This window comes from Nonomuraea sp. CX421, assembly GCF_059358955.1.
Map to the genome: position 1 here is coordinate 1 of NZ_JCADBK010000016.1, position 19,865 is coordinate 19,865.

Genomic DNA, 19,865 nt, shown 5'->3' on the forward strand with positions numbered 1-19,865 from the left:
CGTCTCTTGTCACATGGATCTCACCCGCACCACAGCATGGGCTAGATCACCCGCACACCATCTCCCTGGACGTGAACAATGCTAACAATGCTGCCGCTGCTGCGTCACTGGGCCACCGCCGACACACCGGCCCCAGGCAACGGCTGGTTGCCGGTCGTCTGCGACCTGCTCACCCCTGAGGCCATCGCCCTGGTCCACGAGCTGGTCACCCGCCTGGCCGCCTACCGGGGCGGCCCGTTCGTCTGCCACCACGCCGACATCAACTGGAGCGAGGACCGTTTCCTGAAGGGCCGGACCATCTCGGTGGCGCGTGGCCTGATCTGGACCTGCGAGGTCATTGACGAACCTTGGGTCCCGTCGCTGCTCGCCGACGCCGCCGTCACCTGCGGCACCGGCCACGATGGCCCCAGCTCCACCTGCCGCAGCGAGACCGTCGCCAACGGGGCTGTCGGCGTGCTGGCCCGCCGGGGCGGACCCGAGACACTCACCCCACTGGCGCTCATTCAGACGCAGGTGCGTGCGGCGTCCGTACAGGAGAATGTCACGCGCGCGCTCGACGCGCTCGCCGACGCGGCCGCGCTGACTCGTGACCAGTTCCTCGACCGCACTCTGCCCGCCGCCGCCACGCCCAGAGAGGTCGAGCAGGCGCGCACGGCCGCGCGCTACCGTCTGGAACAGGCGCTCATCCACCAGCGCGAATGGACCTGGCGTGAGGTCGGCGAGCACCTCCTCGACCACCCCGTCACTGGCCCCGACGCACGCAGGTCAGAGGAAGATGATCTCTTCTTTCATGTAGGCCAAGTTGACCGAACGCAGCCCTGTCCTTGACGGGGCCACGGTGACGCGATTGTGGTTAACCCTTGATTTGTGCGGCCGCCCTGGCGATCTGCTCGATCTTCGCGCGGTAGGCGGCGCGTTCTTCCTCATCGATTGGCTTCTCGTGTTCGGCGCGCAACCCGGTCCGGCCGTCGAGGCCCTCGCGCAGGATGTCGGCGTGCCCGGCATGCCGGACGGACTCACTGAGGACATGGAGCATGATGGCGAACAGGTTCGTGTTCGGTTAAGGCTCCGGCCACCACGGCACATGGCCGGGGGCGTCGAGGGGAAGCTCGTTGATCGTCGCGTCCGAGTGTTCCCACGTGCGCCGGTAGAACCCGATGATCTGTTCGCGGGTCTCGTCTTCGGTCGCCCACTGATCGCTGCCGTCGGAGTCCTGCCACCGGGTCAGCGGTTCCGGGGAAGGACGGTCGAAGACCTCGCCGAAGTACCGGGCCTCGACGGTGGCCACGTGTTTGACCAGGCCGAGGAGGTTGGTCCCGGTCACTGTCAAAGGTCGGCGGGCGTCGTATTCGGACAAGCCGTCGAGTTTCCAGAGCAGCGCCTTGCGGTCCCGCCGCAGTCTCCCGTGCAGGTTGCCTTTCGCGAAATCGTCGATCACGGGTCACGATCCTGTCAGACTGCACCAACCGGGTGTGCACACGACTTCAGACATCCGTGCAGAGGACTCCCGGAAATCGACACTCTTCGCGAACCGCCGACAGCCCGTCTGAGTGTCGGAAAAACGTGTTGCGAAGTCGGAGTGTTCATCAACTGTTGTAGCACCGTTTCTCTACACTTCCGAGGTGTGACGACGCTCCGCGACGACTCGGCCCCCGCCGCAGTGAACGGCCAGGCCGCCGACGACCTCCTTGGCGCCGAACCTACACTCCTCACCGGAGCGCTCGTCGGCTACGCCCGGGTCTCCACCCGCGATCAGCGCCTCGACCGACAGATCCGCGCGCTCGAAGCCGCCGGTTGCATCCGCATCTTCGCTGACAAGCTGAGCGGCAAGAACACCGACCGCGAAGAGCTCACCAAGGCCCTGGACTACCTACGGCCCGGCGACACCCTCGTCGTCCCCTCGCTCGACCGGCTCGCCCGCTCCCTGGCTGACCTCGTCACGATCGTCGCTGAGCTGCGCCGCCGCGGCGTTGGCTTCCGGTCCCTGAAGGAAGCCCTCGACACCACCACCCCCGGCGGCCGCCTCGTCTTCCACGTCTTCGCCGCCCTGGCCGAGTTCATCCGCGAGCTGATCGTCGAGGGAACCCACGAGGGCCTGGCCGCCGCCAAGGCTCGCGGCGTGCGACTCGGCCGCCCACCCGCGATGACCCCCGAGCAGGTCCGGCACGCCCGTGCCTTGCTCACCCAGCCCGATGCCACCGTGTCCTCAATTGCCCGGCTGCTGAACGTCAGCCGCTCCACGATCTACAAGTATCTGCCCGAACTCGCCACGGACCGTCCTGCCGTCGAACAGCCGGCAGTGCGAGCCGAGCTGGAGAATGGCGGCTGATTCCCCAGGTCAGCGCCTACTTGGCGGCTGATGGCGCATTAGTTAACTGCACCCCATCTTCGCGCGAGCGGCCGCCAGAGCGTCTCGAAGCTCGACCTCGTGGCGGGCCGCCTGGAGGAGTTTCTCCGTGAGCTGGTGGCATGTGGGCGTCAGCGCGATCACCTGCTCATCGAGTTGCCCTGGTGGGATGGGCAGGTGCGGCGTGGCGACCGTTTCGTACCTACCTCTGCCTGACTTCTGTTCAGCTGGTGTGCGGACGGTTCGAAAGTTGCCAGGCACCCCAGTTCTGATCGCTACGTCGATCTTGACCACATGCGCTTGCTTCTGGCTTGATCAGGACGCTGAGATCGTTCTCGTCGAGCGGAGATTCCTGTGCGTCCGTTACCCCTGGCACGTTCCCACTCCATCACGTCACGTCTCGCCCGCCGATCGGCGGGACTCGCCTCGGCCCTGGCTATCGCGGCAGGGCTCCTCGTCGCACTGAGCCCGGCCGCCTCGGCCGCCGACACCACGACGGACCTCGGTGTGAACTACCTCTACAAGGACGGTGACCTGGCCGTCGGCAACGGCAAAGTCTTCGTCACGAATGGCGAGAACATCATTGTCGCCGGCACCGACGGTGAGCTCCTGGGTCAGGTCGGCGGGCTGACCGACGCCTCCGGACTGGCGATGGCACAGGACGGCGCCCACCTGTACGCGGCGCTGACCCAGTCCGGGCAGGTAGCCGAGATCGACACTGCCACCCTGCAGATCACCCGGAGCTTCGACCTCACGGGATACCCGTGCCCGACACACCTGGCGCGGTCCGGTGACAGGCTATGGGTGGGCTACGGCTGCGAGGGTGACAACGGCGTCGTCGGGCTCGATCTGAGCGTGGCTACGCTGCAGCCGATCGCGATCGCGTACGCCTTCTCCGGTGCTCCGCTGGTCGCGGCAGGCGGCGACACGCTGGTGGTGGTGGGCGCGGCTCATACGAGCACCTCCAGCTTGTTCGTCTACGACGTGAGCGGCACCCCCGTATTGCGCGGCCTGCTCGACGGGTTCACGCACGACATCGGCGGTCTGGCGGATCTCGCCGTCACCGCGGATGGAGCGGACGTGCTCGCGGTGGCCTCGCCCTGGCGCCGGACCTATCGGTGGGACGCCAGCAGCCTGGAGAAGACCCGCACCTACGCGGGGGCGACGGCCTCGGAGGGCATCCCCTCGTCCGTCGCGACCAGTCCTGATGGGGCCCACGTGGTCGTCGGCGGGGCCGACGGATCGGACATCGTGCTGTACGACGCGGCGACGGGCGAGACGATCCACGGCCTCGACAGTACGGACGCCACAGGCACGGGCGAGGTCGCGTTCTCGGGCACGGATGTCTTCGCCGTGGTGACTGCGTCCTCTGGCCGGCTGCACCTGTGGCGGGTGGAGAACATCACCTTCCCGGCCTCCATGCTGCCCCTGACGCTCTCCTCCGACGCGGTGGTGAATCAGCCGCTCACGCTGACCGGCACGCTCGAACTGCCCGGCGGTGCGGCGCCCGGCGCGCAACCGCTCACAGTGACCCGCCGCCTGCCCAGCGGGACCACCGAGACGCTCGACGACGTGACGACGGCCCCGGACGGCTCCTTCACCCTCACCGACACCCCGGCCGCCTACGGGGCGCACACCTATACCGTGCTCTGGAACGGCAACGACGACGCCCGCTGGACCACGACGTCAGCGACGCTGACGGTCAAGAACACCTCGTCGCTCACGGCGACGGGCCCGGCGGAGTGGCTCGTCGGCCTCCCGGTGACGATCAGCGGAGTGCTGCTGCCCAAACCTCCGGCCTCTGGGTGGGGGTACCCGCTCACGGTCAAGCGGACCTTGACCAACGCCAACGGCACCGTCACCATCGCCCTGCCGGGCGTAGGCGCCCGTAAGGACGGGACGTACAGCTTCACCCACACGCCGACCGAGGTAGGGATCTACACGTACACGGTCCAGTGGGCGGGCAACGCCGACTACACATCCGCCAAGGCCGACCACGAGGTGCAGGTCAAGGAGTGGGAGGAGTAACCGCGGCGTGAGCCGCTGGGCTGCGGCACCGCGTCGCGACCATTGAAGACCGTGTCTCGGTCACCGAAGCCGCTCGCGCCCTCAAGATCGGCCGCTCTACCGCCTGCGTGGCCCTCGCCGAGCGCTGCGTACTAGGCGATGACGGCGCGAGGCTGTTCCTCGAAGGGCGAATGGGATGGACCAGCTTCTATGGGATCTGATTGGCTGATTCGAATGGGAATGTCATCCATAGTGGCCGCAGAAGCGTCACCCTTCGGACGTCTGAGGTTTCGCCCAGGAAGGCGGGACCCCAATTGCCAGGTGCGCACCCTCCCCGCCGTCATGATCACCCGATCGCCCATCGCAGGTGGTGGCACAAGCCGTGGATGAAGTGGGCAGGCGTCTCAGTGGCAACGCCCGTGCTGGTAGGCGTGCTGACCTGGACTATTCAGCGTCCGTTCTCCTCGACGGGGGTGCCTGCCACGCCCGCTCCGACGAAAACGTCTGCTTCGCCTACCTTGCACAAGGAAGCGGCGAATCAACCAATTCTGATTGACCTTGTGAAGATAGATCCGGGCCTCAATCCCACACGAGTCCTGCCCGCATCCTGTCGAGTTGTCACAATCCGAACTCGCCTCGTTCAACCGGCTTCCGACCCAGAAACAGGAAACATGGTTCCGGCAGCACGGTTCGGTCGATCTCGATTTTCTCGAGGCGAAGGTGATCCTGCGCGGCAACAGCGAACAGAAGGTCCGCATCACCGAGATCGGCGCCGTCAAGCAGTGCTCCTCACCTTTCCACGGGACACTGTTCTACAGCCCTCCCGGAGGCGCGGACGACGACATCATCCGCCTCGGCTTCGACTTGGACCGGCCGGACTCCCGAGCGCAGCTCATGACGGGATGGAGCTGGAAAGGGAACTACTTCGATCAGAAAACCATCTCGTTGACACAGGGCGAGGACATCGTCCTGCAGTTCGTGACGACAACGGCCGAACACTACTGCAGCTTCTCGTTCGCGGTGAACTATCTGGTCGCCGGCCGCTCAGGATCCCTGGTGATAGATGACCACGGCAAGCCGTTCAGGCTGAACGCTTTGATCAAGGGCATGGACGACTACCCCTACGGTGACTACCGGAAATATCAGTCGCTGTATGTGGGAGGGCTGGGGGACCCCACCGGCAGACATCCTGAGTGGGTGAAGTGGCGGGCCGACGATCTGAGAAAGGCCCAGAACGTCCGACTCTCCAGCGAGTAACCACGCCGAGCGCAAAAAGCTTGGAGCGCCGACGCGGCCTGCGGTCACGGCGCGCGGTCGGCTGAACGTGGCGTGACCAGGCCGGCCTCGTAGGCGGCGATGACGAGTTGGGCGCGGTCGCGGGCGTTAAGCTTGGCCAGCAGACGGCCGATATGCGTTTTCACGGTCCCGGGACTCACCTGGAGCCGCACACTGAGCTCGGCGTTGGACAGTCCGTGGGCGACGAGGGTGAGCACCTCGCGCTCCCGCTCCGTCAACGTGTCGAGCCCGTGAAAGGTCTGCTGAAGCGGCCGCTGTACGAACTCCGCGATCAGCCGGGTGGTGACGGTCGGCGCGAGCAGCGTCTCACCCGACGCCACCACGCGGATGCCCTTCAACAGGTCGTCCGGAGGCGCGTCCTTGAGCAGGAACCCGCTGGCACCCGCGCGCAGCGCCGCATAGACGTACTCATCGAGGTCGAACGTGGTCAGGATGAGCACCCGCGTGTCCCCGGCGAGCTGCCCGGTCGCGGTGATGCCGTCCATCTCGGGCATTCTGACGTCCATGAGCACCACGTCAGGTGACTCCGTACGCGCGAGCGCCACCGCCTCCTGCCCGTCGCCCGCCTCCCCCACCACGGTGAGATCGTCCTCCGACTCGATCAGCAGGCGGAAACTGCCGCGCAGGAGTGCCTGATCGTCGGCGATGAGCACCCGAATCACGAGCCTCTCCCTGCCGCCCCCATCGCTACCGGGCCCGGCCCGGTCCGCGGACGCCCTGGCCGGACCCGCCGACTCCGCTTCCTCCGGCTCATGCTCGTGATCCTCGTCATCGCGTCCATCATGACCGATCCGTGCCTACCGTTCGCACCACGTCGACGCTAGGAACGCCTGCCGTACGTATCTCCATGCGCCACTGCGGCGCTCTGGCGAATGGGCCCGTCGTTCGAGCACGTCCGCGCCTGACGCCCGGCGCCGCGCCCGCTCCCCCGCGAACTCCCAGGCGGGTCAAGGGATCTCCCATGACGCGTGCACACCGAACCCCCTTCCCGGAAGCGGGCCGGCCTCGAAGGTGCCGCCGTACAGCAGCGCCCGTTCGCGCATTCCCGCCAGCCCGTGCCCACCCGGCAGCACCCGCTGCCCAGGCCCGTCGTCGACCACGGAGATCCGCACCCTCCCATCGGCGACCGACACGTCGGCCTGGCAGTGGGCGGGAGCGGCGTGCTTGACGACGTTGGTGATCGCCTCCTGGACGATGCGGTACACGGCCGGCGCCATGCTGTCGGGCACGGTTCCGTTCACCGACAGATCGACCTGCACGCCGGCCTCCGCCGCCCCGTGCGCCAGGGACGGCAGGTCGGCGAGCCGAGGCAGCGGCGTCCTGTCGGGTGCGCCGCCGGATGCGCGCAGCGCGCCGAGAACATGGCGCATCTCCGCGAGCGAGCCGCGCCCGATCTCTTCGATGGCCCGCAACGCCTTGCGCCCTTCCTCCGGATGCTTGTCCAGGACTTTGGCCGCCACCCCTGCCTTGACGGTGATCAGGCTCATCGAATGGGCGACGACGTCGTGCAGTTCGCGCGCGATCCGCAGGCGTTCGTCGGCCGCCGCCTGCTCGGCCTGGCTCCTGGCCTCGCGGGCGGCGAACTCGCGGCGGGTGCGCGCCGCCGTGCCGAGACTCCAGCTCGCCGCGAGGACCAGCCAGGCCGTACCGATGATGAAGACGGGGTCGGGCCACCCGTCCGAATACCGTGGTGGACCCGGCAACGACACCAGCAGCGAGCCTCCGTTGACCAGCAGGCCCGACACCAGGGCGATCGCCGATCGCCACACCGGCCGGCCGGTCGCCACCGGGTAGATGGCCAGGGCCGCCACGGCCGTCGGCATCAGCCGGTTGGTCTGCAGCGCGAGCACGGCAAGGCCGATCAGGAGCGCACCGTAGTAGGCGGGCTCCGGCCATACCCGCCGCACCGCCACGGGCACCGCGAGCAGCCAGCAAAGCGCCATGGTCACAAAGTTCGTGGTCAGCTCCGGCGGACTCGCCGTGGACGCCAGCGCCAGCAGCACCGCGACCACGGTGTCGGCCAGGATGAGCAGCCAGGGTGGAGGCCGCCGGGCGAGCAGGTTCACATGCCGACGTTATCGAGGAACGGCCGAGGGCGAATCGGAGCACGGGCCGTCGGACCAGGGTCGTACTCCGCCCACGTACGCCCGTACCGTACGACCCTGGTCCGATCCCAAAGATCGGATCTGGCTCCGATGTGCGGACCCGCTGCCGCACAGCATCGTTGCCGCCATGAACCGACGCAGACTCATCGCCGTGTGCCTGGCGGCCTGTCTCGCCGTGCCGCTCGGCGGCATCGCGCTGGCCTCGGCGCAGGCCCACGGCCTGGTGTGGAAGGACTGCGGTGACGGGCTGCGATGCGCCGAACTGGTCGTTCCCGTGGACTGGGCCGATCCTGGCGGGCCCAGAACCTCGGTGCACGTGGCCAAACTGCCCGCGACGGGCAAGAGCATCGGCCCGCTGATCGTCAACCTCGGAGGGCCCGGCACCAGCACCTCGATGCTCAGGCGGAAAAGTCAGCCCGACGCTCAGGCGGAGTTGCCGAACCTGCTCGACGAGTTGCAGAGGAGCTTCGACGTCATCGCCATCGATCCGCGCGGCCTGTCGGAGCCCGCGAGCGGCAAAAGGGTGAGCTGCGCGAAACCCGAGCCCTCCGTCTACGGACTGCTCCTGGCCAGGACGAAGCAGGAGTGGGACGCTCACGCCGCCGAGAACGCGGCCCATCAGGCGAGCTGCCGCATAGCGGCCAGATCGGCCTGGCGCGGGATAACGGCGTGGAACGTGGCGCACGACATCGACGCCCTGCGCGCCGCACTCGGCCAAGACAAGATCATCTATGCGGGCAACTCCTACGGCACCGTCTACGCCCAGGCATACCTGGAGCTGTTTCCGCAGCGGGTCGGCCGCATGTACTTCGACGGCACCGCCGATCACACCCAGCGGGAGTTCGAGCTCTGGATACGCAACTACGCGCTCACGCAGGAGCGCCATCTCACCCGCTTCCGCGACTGGTGCGCCCGCCGCACCGACTGCGCCCTGCGTGGCACGGACGCCGGCAAGGCGTGGGACGAGCTCGTCGCCAGGGTGCGCCGCGCGCCGCTGCCGGCGTCGGCCGGGCGGACGGTGCATGAGGGGCAGCTGTACGCCGGCGCGGCCAAAGGCATGAATCCGGCATTTTGGCCCCAGCTCGCCACCGCCATCCGCAAGGCTCTCGACGGCGACGCCGGCGACTTCCTGGAGGAATTGCTCCCGGAGCAGGGCGGCGCGTCGGTGAGCCAAGACTCCTTGTGCAACGACTTCATGCCGACGCTGCCAAAGTATGAGGAGTTTCAGGGCATCGAGGCCAGACTCCGTGAGATCGCGCCGAGGTTCGGTTGGCTCGAGGGACGTTTAGAGCTCGGTCGCTGTTGGGGACGCAGCGGGGGCGCGTCCTGGGCGCCGCATCCGCTGCGCGTGAAGGACGCCCCGCCGATCCTCTTCGCGATCGGGGACCTCGACAACAACACCAACTATCTCGGGCAGGCGCACGTGGCCGAGCAGATCCCGTCCGCGCGCGTCCTGCGGCACGGCGACGGTCACGCGTCGTGGGCGCGAAACATCTGCCTGCGGCGGCACGTCAGTGCCTACCTGACCACGGGGGAATTGCCCGCGCCGGGCACGCGCTGCCCGGCCGAGATCATCCAGAAGGTGGGGAAATGATCGAGGTCAGAGAGCTGACGAAGATGTACGGCTCCACCCGCGCGGTGTCCGGTCTCACGTTCGACGTCAAACCCGGGCAGGTCACCGGTTTCCTCGGGCACAATGGCGCCGGCAAGTCCACCACCATGCGTGTGATCCTCGGTCTCCACGCGCCCACGTCGGGCCAGGCGTTGATCAACGGCGTCCGCAAACACGACCTGCGCGATCCCATGCGCGAGGTCGGTGCCATGCTCGACGCGGCCGAGGTGCAGGGCGGGCGCAGCGCGTTCGCTCACCTCGAGGCGCTGGCGTACGCGGGCGGGATAGGGCGCCGCAGGGTCGTGGAGGTGCTGGAGGAGGTCGGCCTGGCCGGGGCGGCACGCAAGCGGATCGCCGGATTCTCTCACGGGATGCGCCAGCGCCTTGGCATCGCGGCGGCACTGCTCGGCGACCCGGGCGTGCTCATCCTCGACGAGCCGGCCAACGGCCTCGACCCCGACGGGATCCGCTGGCTCAGGACACTGCTCAGATCCCTGGCGGCCGAGGGGCGCACCGTCCTGCTGTCGAGCCACCTGATGACCGAGATGTCCCTCACCGCCGACCGGCTCATCATCATCGGCCAGGGCCGGCTGATCGAGGACGCCTCGACGGCCGACCTGCTGGCCCGTTTCCAGAGCGGCGTACAAGTCCGATCGCCCCATGCGGCCTACCTGTCCAAGGCACTCCAAGCGGCCGGAGCAACCGTACGCCCCGCTCAGGGCACCAGCGCCGGTGAGGAGCCGACGCCCGGTCGGCCCGCAGGCGCTGGAGAGGAATTGCTGGTGACCGGCCTGACCAGAGCCGCCATCGGCGACATCGCCCTGGCGAACGGCTGCGCCGTTCACGAGCTGGTATCGCGCCGGACATCACTGGAGGAGGCCTTCATGGAGATCACCCAATGATCAACCTCGTCGCATCGGAATGGCTCAAGCTACGCTCGCTCCGAGCCACCTACTACGTCCTGGCCTCCACTCTCTCGGCTCTTGCGCTCACCGGCTTCGCCGCCTACTCGATCTCGCACTACTTCGACACCAACGGCCCCGGCGGCGAAGCCGTCGGCACGGGTCTCAGCCTCAGCGCCGACATTCCGCCCGTGCTGTTCGGCATGCTGGGCGTGTTCGCCATCTCCGGCGAGTACACCACCGGCATGATCAGACTCACGCTGACCACGATCCGGAGCCGGTGGACGCTCCTTCTGGCCAAGGCCGCCGTGGTGGCCGCCGTGGCCGCTGTCGCGGGCCAGGCGCTGGCGTTCGCCACCTACTTCACCGCACAGGCCGTAGTGGCCGGGCGTCCCATCGGCGCCTCGTTCGCCGAACATGCGGCCCTGACCGAGGTGCTGACCACCAGCGCCGGCTCCGCCGTCGCCGCGGTGGTGGGACTGGGCCTGGCCACGGTGCTGCGTTCGACACCGGGAGCGCTCATCGCGCTGGTCGTCCTCCTGCTGTCCCCGACCGTGGTCGAGCGCTTCCTCCCGGCCCCGTGGAACGACTGGATCAGCTCCCTGACAATTCCGTCGCTGGCCAGGCAACTGGCCGCCGTACCCGACGCCGGAGCCTTCGGTCCCTCAACGGCCACCGTCATCCTGATGGGTTACGTCGTGGTGTCCCTCCTGCTGACAACCGTGGCGATCAATCACCGCGATGCCTGACCGGACCCCTACGGTCGGCCATGTACGTGGAAGGGTCAGCTATCACGTACCTGGCCGCTCGCCGCTTCGCTACGGGCCGGGGCTCGCCATCCACGGGGTCACCACGACCGCGAACTGTTCCCGACGGGCGCATCCACCTCGACCTGCGCGGCGACGACGCCGAACACGCGCTGCCCCCGCACGCGGCGCTGGGCCGCCTGCTGGCAGCCGTCGCGCGTGTCCGATCAGGACATTCCGGCCCGACACCCGGTCACGGGCCGCGCGCCGGCGCACCGAGACGACGGCCGCAGGTCGCCTGTGCTGCTTGACAACACGGCCTCGGCCGCTGCGCCGGGCCGGACCGCTGGATCTGCTCGACCCGGGCGGCGGGGCGGAGATCAGGCACGTCTTCGGCTGCTCGAACCGCCTGCTCGAACCCGATGCTCGTACCGGCTGCTCGACGCCGAGGCGCAGCGCCTGTTCCGGTTGCTGAGCCGCTGACGGCACGCCGGGCTCGCCCTCGATCCCAGCGGCGTCACCCTCTCGCCGGGCGCGGCACTGTCGTGGTCGGACAGCGAGCCGGTGTCGTTCGGCACGATCTGCCAGTTCGCGGTCAGGCAGGGACGGCCGGAGCGGGCGGTCACCCCTTGCCGCCGCGGTACACCGGGCGGGGGCGTGCTTGATCACGGTTTGATGTCGCGCGATCGGCCGATCTTGACGTGGGTGCGCCCAGGGGACGTTATTAGAACCTCTGTTCCCATTTGTGTAGGAGGCCCTCGTGCGCCAGCCACTGGTTCGCCGATTAGCCGCTCACTCAGATCATGGTCGAGTGATCTGACGGCCGTGCCCGGTCATCGGAGCCGGGCGCGGCCGGCAGCCTTCATCGCACCGCCGAAGTCGAACGAGCCCGCCAGGTCCGATCCTCATGACGGGCCTTTTCGGTTGCTCAGGCGAAATCAGTCGGCGGGCCTGCCGAACCAGCGGGAGAGGCGGTCGTCCAGGTCCTGCTGATCGTCGCCGATCCAGGCGACGTGGCCGTCGGGGCGGAGCAGGACGCCCGGAACATCCAGTTCCGCAGTGGGATCCGCGAGGTAGTCGACCCGGTCTGACCAACGGCCGACGGTCAGGCGTTCGGTGCGGTCCAGCAGCAGGCCGCGGCCGCGATGCAGCAGACCGTAGAGGTGGCCCTGTTTCAGGTGGATGTCGCGCAGGCGGCGGCCGAGCAGGTCGGGGCCTGCACCGAAGTCGTAGCGAATGCCGATCGCGGTGATCTTCTCGATCAGATGGCGGTTCACCTCGTCGAAGTCCATCAGTTCGGTGAACAGCCTGCGCACGGCCCGCGGGCCCGGTTCGGCGGACGACAGTTCCACCTGGGCGCGGGTGTTGTCCAGCACCTCCTCGGCGACCGGACGACGTTCGGCCTGGTAGGTGTCCAGCAGTGGTTCCGGCGCCCAGCCGCGGATCTGTGCGGCCAGTTTCCAACCGAGGTTGAACGCGTCCTGAACGCCCAGGTTGAGGCCCTGTCCGCCGATGGGTGGATGGATGTGTGCCGCATCGCCGGCCAGCAGCACCCGCCCGACCCGATAACGTTCGGCCAGCCGGGTGGCATCCCCGAAGCGGGACAACCAGCGCGGGGAGTGCACGCCGAAATCGGTTCCGGCGATGGTGCGCAACTGTTGTTGGAAATCTCCGAGGGTGGGCGGTTCCGCGCGATCACTGACTCCCGCGGCGGGCACTACGACGCTGTAGACCCCTTCGCCGAAGGGCCGGAGCCAGAATCGCTGATGAGTCTCGCGGATTTCGGTCACCTTGGCGGCGAGCTCCTCCTGCGGCACGCCCACTTCCATCTCGCCCATCAGCGTCTCGGTCCGCGAGGGCTCGCCGGGGAAGCCGACACCGAGCAGTTTGCGCACCGTACTACGCCCGCCGTCACAGCCGACCAGATAGCGCGAACGCAGCTGTTGCCCATCGGCCAGCTCGACGGTCACCCCCTCGTCGTCCTGCTCGAAACCGGTCACCGCGCAACCGCGCCGGACCTGCGCACCCAGTTCGGCCGCATGTTCCGCGAGCAGATGTTCGATGACCGGCTGCGGGATGCCCAGCAGATAGGCGTACGCGGAATCCAGGCCCGTGGGCGCGGGTTTGGGGATGGCGGCGAAGAAACCGCCCGCCGGACGCCGTCTTCCCTGCCGGAGAACGCGCTCCAGCAGTCCGCGCATCGCCATCAGCTCGAGACTGCGCATATGCAGACTGACTATGCGGGCGAACGACGCGGGCTCGGTTTCCTTCTCCAGAACGAGTACGCGCACATCGTGCAGCCGCAGTTCGGCGGCCAGCATCGCACCGGTCGGCCCGCACCCGGCAATGATCACATCGAAGATGAGGGGCGCGCGATCGGCGCCGGAGGCCGGCGGCCAGAGTCCGGGGACGTCGCTCACCGTGGAGTCACGCTCGACCCCGTCGTCCGACGACGGCTCGGCGGCGAACTGCTGAGAGTGCATAGGTGTTGCCTTTCGGGAGTGCCTTGTTGGCGAGGCGCTCCCGGCGACACCTACGTCAATCGCCCGGCCGTGATGGGAAGGGGGAGCACCCACATTGATACAGCGTTCATGGGTCTCACCTCCTCGGGCGGTGTCACGGTCGCCTGCAAGCTACAAGCCCGAGCATCATCCCGTCCACCTTTCCCGGCCAGGTGATCACGGCTCCGAACGGGCCCGTGCGGTTGCAAACGGGGATGGACCGCTTGGAAGAGATTTTCTATGGTGCGGTCATGAAGGGCCGGTATCAGGTGTACTTCGAACGTGCCCGGATCCCGATCGCCGCGGTGGACGGGCTCGGCCGGGTCAGGGAGAGCAATCCTGCCTTCCGCTTCGTGGTGGACCGCACCGCCGAGGAGCTCGACGGTCTCCTGGCGGAGGAGCTGCTCGTTCCTGGTGAGATCGACGCGCAGCGGCCCTTCTGGCGGATGCTGGCCTTCGGGCGGCTGAACGTCTACCGGACGCGGTTGCGGCTCATCCGCGGGAACGGGGCCGTGATCCGCGCCCGGGTCAGCGCCTCCGTCGAACACCGCGCGGACGGCATGCCGTGGCGGGCGGTGGCCGTACTGGACGAGATCTCCTCCGCCGCGCCCGTGCTGGGCCCGCTCCAAGGCGAGGTGCTGCGGCTGGTCGCCGCGGGCGCGTCCAACGCGGAGATCGCCCGGCGGCTGTACCTGACCCGCCAGGCGGTGGACTACCACTTGGTGCGGCTGCGCGCCAAGCTCGGCGCCGAGAGCCGGTCGGCGCTACCCGGGCGGGCGTTCGTGCTGGGGCTGTTCGTGCCCGGCGTGTGGCCGCCGCTCCTGCACCCGCCCCTGGCCGGGGCGGGTGGGCCGGAGTGTGGTCACTGGACGCCGAGGAACTGAACCGCTGGGTCGTTACGGGCGGAGGTGCCCCAGACCGCGTCGTATTGGGTGGTGTCGTCGTGCAGGTAGTGCAGCAGCCAGGTGGTGGTCACCCGGCGGGTGATGGCCTGCTGGGTGGCCCGACTGATCGAGCCGTTGTCGCAACCGATGCCGCCTGAGTCGGTGAAGCCGCAGTGGAAGCCGCCGACGATCGTGCGCAGTTGCTTGGGGGCGAGCTTGGCGTTGTAGATGGGGATCTGGTGGCCCGACGGGCCCGCGACGGTGTCATTGGAGCCGGCGACCAGCTGCATGGGGACGGCTGTGGTGGCCGCGGCGGCCTTGGCGGAGGGATTGGTCTCGGCGGCGGCCAGGTTCGTCACCGTCCGCACCGACGAGTTGCGGGCGGCGGCCAGCACGCTGGCGCCGCCGCCCATCGAGTGACCCGACAGTCCCAGCCGGTTGGTGCGCACGTGGGCGTTGAACCGCGAGCCGGAGGTGGAGTTCTGCGACACCATCCAGGTCAGCGCGGCGTTCAGGTCGTCGGCGAAGGCGCTGTGGCTGGGGAACAGGCCGCCCTGTGAGGTCGGCATGATCGTGATGGTGCCCCAGGAGGCCCAGTGAGTGCCCAGAGAGGCGTACTTGCTGATGCTCTGGAAGAATCCGTGGCCGAAGGCCGTCACCGGAAACTGCCCGGAGGCGACGGCCGTGCCGTTCCCCGCCGAGGTCGCCGGATAGTAGACCCTGGCGCCGAACGATCGGCCGGAGGCGGAGACGCTGACGTCGGCGTAGCCGACGGGGTACGCGCCCGGTGCGGACGGGTCGGCGGAGGCCCTGGCGGGGGCGGCCGTGAGGATGAGAAACGGGATCAAGAGGGTCGCGCAGATCCTGACCAGCCAGGAGCGCATCATGCTTCACCAGCTTTCGCGCGTGGGGAACTGTTACCCGGATTTTGGAAACGATGGTTCCCTTATGGCAACACTGGTGGATGTGGACTAGGCAAATGCCAAAAATTCGGCCCAGTCGGCCCGTATCAGACTTGGCGACCGGGGCGGCATGCGGGAGGAGACGCGGTCCGCGGATGCCTGGAGCGTTCAGCGTCCTCTGCGCATGTAGGCGCGCAGCGACAGCGGGACGAAGATCACCAGCAGCGCGGCCGACCAGAGCAGGACGGTGGTCACCGGATGCGCGAGGGGCCAGGCCACGTTTCCGGACGGGCCGCCCGGGTTGCCGAACAGCTCCCGTGAGGCGGCGGTGAGCGCGCTCACCGGGTTCCAGTCGGCCAGGAGGCGCAGCCAGCCCGGCATGCCGTCGGTTGGGACGAACGCGTTCGACAGCATCGTGAACGGCAGGAACAGCGGCACCATCGCGTCGGCGACCTGGTCGTTCTTCACCGCCAGGCCCACGTAGACGCCCACCCAGCTCAGCGCGTACCGCAGCACGATCATCAGCAGGAACGCCTGGGCGGTGGGGATCAGGCCGTGGTGCGGCTGCCAGCCCACCAGCAGGCCCGCACCCACCATGATGGCCAGCATCAGCAGGCCGATCAGCAGGTCGGCGCCGGTGTGCCCGAACGGCACCGCCAAGCGCGCCATCGGCATGGAGCGGAACCGGTCCATCACACCGCGGGAGGCATCGGTGGCCATCCGCGTCATGGCCGCCATCACCGCGGAGAAGGTCACCATCGCGAACAGGCCGGGCATCAGGTACTCGCGGTAGTCGCCGCCGTCCGGCACCTGGATCGCGCTGCCGAAGACGTACCCGAACAGCACCACCATGACGGCCGGGAAGATCAGCGCCGCGACGAGTTCGCCGGGATCGTGTCGCAGCCGTCCCAGCTCGCGGCCGACCAGGGTCAGCCCGTCGGTGAACGTCCACCGCAGGCGGTGGCCCAGCGGCGGGGCGAGGTCGGTCATCAGACCAGTTCCTTCCGGTCGGTGAGGCGCAGGAACACCTCGTCGAGGGTGGGGCGGCGCAGCCGCACGTCGGCCGCGGCGACCCCGGCGCGGTCGAGCTCGCGCACGATGTCGGCGAGCCGGAAGCCGCCGCCCGGCAGGGCGACGCCGAGCCGGTCGGCGCCGGTCATCGTGGGATCGGTCCCGGCCAGGGCTTTCAGCACGGTCGCCGCCGGACGCAGGGCGGCGGGGTCTTCGAGGACGACGTCGAGGCGGTCGCCGATCGTGGCCTTCAGCTCGTCGGGTGTGCCCGTGGCGATCACCTGTCCGTGGTCGACGACGGCGATGTCGTCGGCCAGCTGGTCGGCCTCGTCCAGGTACTGCGTGGTGAGCAGCACCGTGGTGCCGTCCGCCACCAGCTCGCGGACGCTGTCCCAGATCTCGCCGCGGCTGCGCGGGTCCAGGCCGGTGGTCGGCTCGTCCAGGAAGAGCACCTCGGGGCGCAGGATGAGGCTGGTGATCAGGTCGAGGCGGCGCCGCATGCCGCCGGAGTAGCCGGTGACCTGCCGATCGGCGGCGTCCATCAGACCGAAGCGTTCGAGCAGCTCGTCGGCCCGCCGGTGCGCCTCACGCCGGGACAGGTGGGAGAGGCGCCCGAACATGCGCAGGTTGCCGCGGCCGGTGAGCTTCTCGTCCACGGCGGCGTACTGGCCCGCGAGCCCGATCTTGGCGCGCACCTGGCCGGCCTCACGGACGACGTCGTATCCGGCGATGCGGGCGTGCCCGGCATCGGGGTCGGACAGGGTCGCCAGGATGCGCACCGCGGTCGTCTTCCCGGCGCCGTTGGGCCCCAGCACGCCGCAGACCGTTCCTCTCGGGACGCTCAGGTCCAGCCCCCGTAGCGCATGGGTGTCGCCGAAGGACTTGTGCAGCCCCTCGGCGAAGACGACCGGATCCGCCATGATTCCTCCACTGGGTACGTTGTACGCGGTTATGCCGGTCAGGCTAAGTTACTGGGTACTATGTACGCAAGTAGGGGGTGGAACGGTGACCGACGCCGAGTACGTGAACATCTGGATGCGGCCCGAGCGCCCCGCCCGCGGGCCGAAGCCGATCTACAGCCGGGCGCAGATCACCGAGGCGGCCGTCCGGATCGCCGACGCCGAAGGGCTGGAAGCCGCCACCATGCGGCGGATCGCCGCCGAGATCGGCGCCGGCGCGATGTCCCTCTACCGGTACGTCCCGAGCCGCGACAACCTGGTCGAGCTCATGGCCGACCGGCTGATGGGCGAGATCGACGTCACGGGCATGCCCTCGGGTGACTGGCGCGCCGACCTGACCCGCTACGCCGACGGGCTGCGGGCCATGTGGCTCAGGCACCCGTGGATCGCCACCGTGCAGCGGTCACTCCCCAGCTTCGGCCCCAACCAGCTGCTCCTGATCGAACGGTTGATGGGAGTGCTCGACGCCTTCGTCTCTATCGACGAGAACCTCGGCCTTGTGGCCATGCTGAACAGCTACGTCGAGAGCTCCGTGCGCGAGGAGATCAGCTCGGCCAGGGAGGTCCGCCGCAGCGGGCTCAGCGAGTCGGAGTGGATGGCGCGGAGCTACCCGTACGTCGACCGGCTGGTGAAGAGCGGGGAGTACCCGATCTTCACCAAGATCGTGATGGAGGCGCGCCAGCCGCACCTGAGCCGCGAGGACCAGTTCCGGTACGGGCTCCAGCGTGTCCTCGACTGCATCGCCGCGGCCCTCCCAGCTGAGCACCACTGACTATGTGGCCGCCTGCCGTGGTGGGGTGGGCAGTTGGACGACGGTCCGGAGTCCGCCCGCGGGGCGCGGGACGATGGTGAGCGACCCGTCGTGCACGTGGATGATGCTCTTGACGATCGCCAGGCCGAGGCCCAAGCCTGCGTGGTCGTCGCGCGTTCTTCCGGTGCCGCGCTGAAACGGTTCGGTGAGTGCCGAGACCAGTTGCGGGGACAGCTTCTCGCCGCTGTTCTCGACAGTGAGCGCCACGGTCTCGGAGCGGACGCTGGTCGTGACCCACACGGTGCCCTGTTCGGGCAGGTTGTGGACGATGGCGTTGTGCACAAGGTTCGTCGTCATTTGCAGCAGGAGCGCCTGCGACCCGACAGCCGGGGTGATGTCACCGGAGGCATGAAGGGTGACACCGCGTTTCTCGGCGAGCGGGAGCAGTGTTTCGGTGGCCTCTTCCATCAGGAGGGACAGGTCGACGGGTTCTCGGGTGAAGAACCTCTGGTCAGCGCGGCTGAGCACGAGTAGCGCCTCGGTGAGGTCGATCGCCCGGGCGTTGACGGCGTGCAGGCGGTCGACGAGTTCGCCATGGTCGTGCGCCGGATCATTGCGGGCCACGTCGAGAAGCGACTGCGAGATCGCCAGCGGGGTGCGGAGTTCGTGTGAGGCGTTGGCCGCGAATCGCCGTTGCTCGGCGACGTGTGCTTCGAGCCGTGCCAGCATTGTGTCGAAGGCGTCGGCGAGTTCGCGGAACTCGTCCGCCCGGCCAGGCAACCGGATCCGGTGGGAGAGCGATCCGTTCGCGGCCATGCGCGTGGCGTCGGTGATGCGGGTCAGGGGGGCGAGCATGCGTCCGGCGAGAATCCATCCTCCCAGCAGGCCGAACACCAGCAGGAACGCCATCACCGCGGCCGCCGCAGGGGCGAAGGCCCCCAGGAGGAGGATGCGGTTGGGCGCCACGTAGAGAAGGGCGGGCCAGCTGTCGGGCACGTACCGCAGGAGGAACACCCACACGGCGCCGAGCAGCAACGCGCCCGCGAGCATGAGGAATCCGGCGTAGCTGAGGGTGAGCTTGAGCCGGACGCTCATCCCGCGCGCCCTATCCACCCTCGCCTCCCGCGTCGATGCGGTAGCCGACGCCGGGCACGGTGGCTATGATCCACGGTTCGCCGAGGCGTTTGCGCAGTGCCGAGACCGTGATGCGGACGGCGTTGGTGAAGGGGTCGGCGTTCTCGTCCCACGCTCGCCGCAGGAGTTCTTCGGCGCTGACGACACCGCCTTCGGCGGCGACGAGGACTTCGAGCACGGCGAACTGCTTGCGGGTGAGCGCGACGTAACGGCCGTCGCGGTAGACCTCGCGGCGGAACGGGTCCAGGCGCAGGCCGGCGATCTCGCGTACGGGCGGCCTGTTGTGCGCGCGCCTGCGGTCGAGTGCCCGCAGGCGGAGCACGAGTTCCTGGAGATCGAAGGGCTTGGTGAGGTAGTCGTCGGCGCCGAGTCCGAACCCGGAGGCCTTGTCGTCGAGCCGGTCGGCGGCGGTGAGCATGAGGATGGGCATGCCGCTGCCGGAGGCGACGACGCGTCCGGCGATCTCGTCGCCCGAGGGGCCGGGGATGTCGCGGTCGAGGAGGGCGATGTCGTAGGCGTTGACGCTCAGCAGCTCAAGAGCGGTGTCGCCGTCACCGGCGATGTCGGCGGCGATCGCCGCCAGGCGCAGCCCGTCGCGGATGGCTTCTGCCAGGTAGGGCTCGTCCTCGACGATCAACACACGCATGCACTCGATGCTAGGAGCCCGGGCGTATCGCCGGCGTATCGAAAACTGCATACGTGCCGGCA

Annotated in this window: 18 protein-coding genes and 1 pseudogene; 10 read left to right on the plus strand and 9 right to left on the minus strand. The window is 68.6% G+C overall.

The window, feature by feature from the left end; all coding sequences use genetic code 11:
• Window positions 1-87 precede the first annotated feature (87 nt).
• Window positions 88-828 (plus strand): hypothetical protein, encoded by a 741-nt coding sequence (locus AC5L3X_RS25785; protein WP_494860234.1) that lies wholly within the window; start codon window positions 88-90, stop codon window positions 826-828.
• Window positions 829-853: 25 nt separating this feature from the next.
• Here AC5L3X_RS25785 and AC5L3X_RS25790 read toward each other — a convergent pair.
• Window positions 854-1,438 (minus strand): annotated as a pseudogene (locus AC5L3X_RS25790) (DinB family protein).
• A gap of 186 nt (window positions 1,439-1,624) precedes the next feature.
• Here AC5L3X_RS25790 and AC5L3X_RS25795 point away from each other — a divergent pair.
• From AC5L3X_RS25795 to AC5L3X_RS25805, 3 genes are all read left to right on the plus strand, one after another.
• Window positions 1,625-2,329 carry a recombinase family protein gene (locus AC5L3X_RS25795; protein WP_494860236.1) on the plus strand — a complete coding sequence of 235 codons (705 nt, stop codon included), beginning with the start codon at window positions 1,625-1,627 and terminating at the stop codon, window positions 2,327-2,329.
• Window positions 2,330-2,701: 372 nt separating this feature from the next.
• A complete protein-coding gene (locus tag AC5L3X_RS25800) occupies window positions 2,702-4,375 on the plus strand; it encodes a WD40 repeat domain-containing protein (RefSeq protein ID WP_494860238.1) in 1,674 nt (557 codons plus the stop codon).
• Window positions 4,376-4,969: 594 nt separating this feature from the next.
• Window positions 4,970-5,611 carry a hypothetical protein gene (locus tag AC5L3X_RS25805; protein ID WP_494860240.1) on the plus strand — a complete coding sequence of 214 codons (642 nt, stop codon included), beginning with the start codon at window positions 4,970-4,972 and terminating at the stop codon, window positions 5,609-5,611.
• A 44-nt stretch (window positions 5,612-5,655) separates the two neighbouring features.
• Here the strand turns inward: AC5L3X_RS25805 and AC5L3X_RS25810 are convergent, their stop codons facing one another.
• The gene (locus AC5L3X_RS25810) at window positions 5,656-6,312 is read right to left on the minus strand and encodes a response regulator (RefSeq protein ID WP_494860241.1); all 657 of its coding nucleotides are present in this window, start codon (window positions 6,310-6,312) and stop codon (window positions 5,656-5,658) included.
• A gap of 285 nt (window positions 6,313-6,597) precedes the next feature.
• On the minus strand, window positions 6,598-7,716 hold the full coding sequence (locus AC5L3X_RS25815; RefSeq protein ID WP_494860243.1) for a histidine kinase: 1,119 nt from the start codon (window positions 7,714-7,716) through the stop codon (window positions 6,598-6,600).
• Window positions 7,717-7,882: 166 nt separating this feature from the next.
• Between AC5L3X_RS25815 and AC5L3X_RS25820 the strand changes: the two genes are divergently transcribed.
• The 4 genes from AC5L3X_RS25820 to AC5L3X_RS25835 all read left to right on the plus strand — a co-directional run bounded on the left by AC5L3X_RS25820 (window position 7,883) and on the right by AC5L3X_RS25835 (window position 11,490).
• A complete protein-coding gene (locus AC5L3X_RS25820) occupies window positions 7,883-9,349 on the plus strand; it encodes an alpha/beta fold hydrolase (RefSeq protein ID WP_494860245.1) in 1,467 nt (488 codons plus the stop codon).
• Window positions 9,346-10,269: an ATP-binding cassette domain-containing protein gene (locus tag AC5L3X_RS25825; RefSeq protein ID WP_494860247.1), complete on the plus strand. Its 924-nt coding sequence runs from the start codon at window positions 9,346-9,348 to the stop codon at window positions 10,267-10,269. The genes AC5L3X_RS25820 and AC5L3X_RS25825 overlap by 4 nt, the downstream gene beginning before the upstream one ends.
• The gene (locus AC5L3X_RS25830) at window positions 10,266-11,018 is read left to right on the plus strand and encodes a DUF2705 family protein (protein ID WP_494860248.1); all 753 of its coding nucleotides are present in this window, start codon (window positions 10,266-10,268) and stop codon (window positions 11,016-11,018) included. The genes AC5L3X_RS25825 and AC5L3X_RS25830 overlap by 4 nt, the downstream gene beginning before the upstream one ends.
• A gap of 304 nt (window positions 11,019-11,322) precedes the next feature.
• Window positions 11,323-11,490, plus strand: a complete 168-nt coding sequence (locus AC5L3X_RS25835) for a hypothetical protein (protein WP_494860249.1) — start codon at window positions 11,323-11,325, stop codon at window positions 11,488-11,490.
• A 463-nt stretch (window positions 11,491-11,953) separates the two neighbouring features.
• Here the strand turns inward: AC5L3X_RS25835 and rox are convergent, their stop codons facing one another.
• Entirely contained in the window at window positions 11,954-13,378 is a 1,425-nt protein-coding gene (rox, locus tag AC5L3X_RS25840) for a rifampin monooxygenase (RefSeq protein ID WP_494860501.1), read from the minus strand.
• Between the two features lie 389 nt (window positions 13,379-13,767).
• On the opposite strand from rox, the gene AC5L3X_RS25845 reads away from it, so the two are divergent.
• The gene (locus AC5L3X_RS25845; protein ID WP_494860251.1) at window positions 13,768-14,400 is read left to right on the plus strand and encodes a LuxR C-terminal-related transcriptional regulator; all 633 of its coding nucleotides are present in this window, start codon (window positions 13,768-13,770) and stop codon (window positions 14,398-14,400) included.
• Here AC5L3X_RS25845 and AC5L3X_RS25850 read toward each other — a convergent pair.
• The 3 genes from AC5L3X_RS25850 to AC5L3X_RS25860 form a co-directional block, all read right to left on the minus strand.
• Entirely contained in the window at window positions 14,379-15,287 is a 909-nt protein-coding gene (locus tag AC5L3X_RS25850) for an alpha/beta hydrolase family protein (protein ID WP_494860252.1), read from the minus strand. The genes AC5L3X_RS25845 and AC5L3X_RS25850 overlap by 22 nt on opposite strands.
• A gap of 183 nt (window positions 15,288-15,470) precedes the next feature.
• Window positions 15,471-16,292: an ABC transporter permease gene (locus AC5L3X_RS25855; protein WP_494860253.1), complete on the minus strand. Its 822-nt coding sequence runs from the start codon at window positions 16,290-16,292 to the stop codon at window positions 15,471-15,473.
• On the minus strand, window positions 16,292-17,233 hold the full coding sequence (locus AC5L3X_RS25860; protein ID WP_494860255.1) for an ATP-binding cassette domain-containing protein: 942 nt from the start codon (window positions 17,231-17,233) through the stop codon (window positions 16,292-16,294). Before AC5L3X_RS25860 ends, AC5L3X_RS25855 begins: the two co-directional genes overlap by 1 nt.
• Window positions 17,234-17,318: 85 nt before the next feature.
• Here AC5L3X_RS25860 and AC5L3X_RS25865 point away from each other — a divergent pair, with 85 nt between their 5' ends.
• Window positions 17,319-18,044 carry a TetR/AcrR family transcriptional regulator gene (locus AC5L3X_RS25865; RefSeq protein WP_494860257.1) on the plus strand — a complete coding sequence of 242 codons (726 nt, stop codon included), beginning with the start codon at window positions 17,319-17,321 and terminating at the stop codon, window positions 18,042-18,044.
• Here AC5L3X_RS25865 and AC5L3X_RS25870 read toward each other — a convergent pair whose 3' ends face one another.
• Together AC5L3X_RS25870 and AC5L3X_RS25875 are read right to left on the minus strand one after the other, a co-directional pair.
• Window positions 18,045-19,073, minus strand: coding sequence for a sensor histidine kinase (locus AC5L3X_RS25870; RefSeq protein WP_494860259.1), 1,029 nt, complete (start codon window positions 19,071-19,073; stop codon window positions 18,045-18,047).
• Between the two features lie 55 nt (window positions 19,074-19,128).
• Window positions 19,129-19,803, minus strand: coding sequence for a response regulator transcription factor (locus AC5L3X_RS25875; RefSeq protein WP_494860261.1), 675 nt, complete (start codon window positions 19,801-19,803; stop codon window positions 19,129-19,131).
• Window positions 19,804-19,865: the final 62 nt, after the last annotated feature.

Coding starts and splice junctions, on each gene's coding strand:
- AC5L3X_RS25875 (WP_494860261.1), bottom strand. CDS start 19,803: ATGCGTGTGTTGATCGTCGAGGACGAGCCCTACCTGGCAGAAGCCATC.
- AC5L3X_RS25830 (WP_494860248.1), top strand. CDS start 10,266: ATGATCAACCTCGTCGCATCGGAATGGCTCAAGCTACGCTCGCTCCGA.
- AC5L3X_RS25845 (WP_494860251.1), top strand. CDS start 13,768: ATGAAGGGCCGGTATCAGGTGTACTTCGAACGTGCCCGGATCCCGATC.
- AC5L3X_RS25825 (WP_494860247.1), top strand. CDS start 9,346: ATGATCGAGGTCAGAGAGCTGACGAAGATGTACGGCTCCACCCGCGCG.
- AC5L3X_RS25855 (WP_494860253.1), bottom strand. CDS start 16,292: ATGACCGACCTCGCCCCGCCGCTGGGCCACCGCCTGCGGTGGACGTTC.
- AC5L3X_RS25785 (WP_494860234.1), top strand. CDS start 88: ATGCTGCCGCTGCTGCGTCACTGGGCCACCGCCGACACACCGGCCCCA.
- AC5L3X_RS25870 (WP_494860259.1), bottom strand. CDS start 19,073: ATGCTCGCGGGCGCGTTGCTGCTCGGCGCCGTGTGGGTGTTCCTCCTG.
- AC5L3X_RS25850 (WP_494860252.1), bottom strand. CDS start 15,287: ATGATGCGCTCCTGGCTGGTCAGGATCTGCGCGACCCTCTTGATCCCG.
- AC5L3X_RS25860 (WP_494860255.1), bottom strand. CDS start 17,233: ATGGCGGATCCGGTCGTCTTCGCCGAGGGGCTGCACAAGTCCTTCGGC.
- AC5L3X_RS25820 (WP_494860245.1), top strand. CDS start 7,883: ATGAACCGACGCAGACTCATCGCCGTGTGCCTGGCGGCCTGTCTCGCC.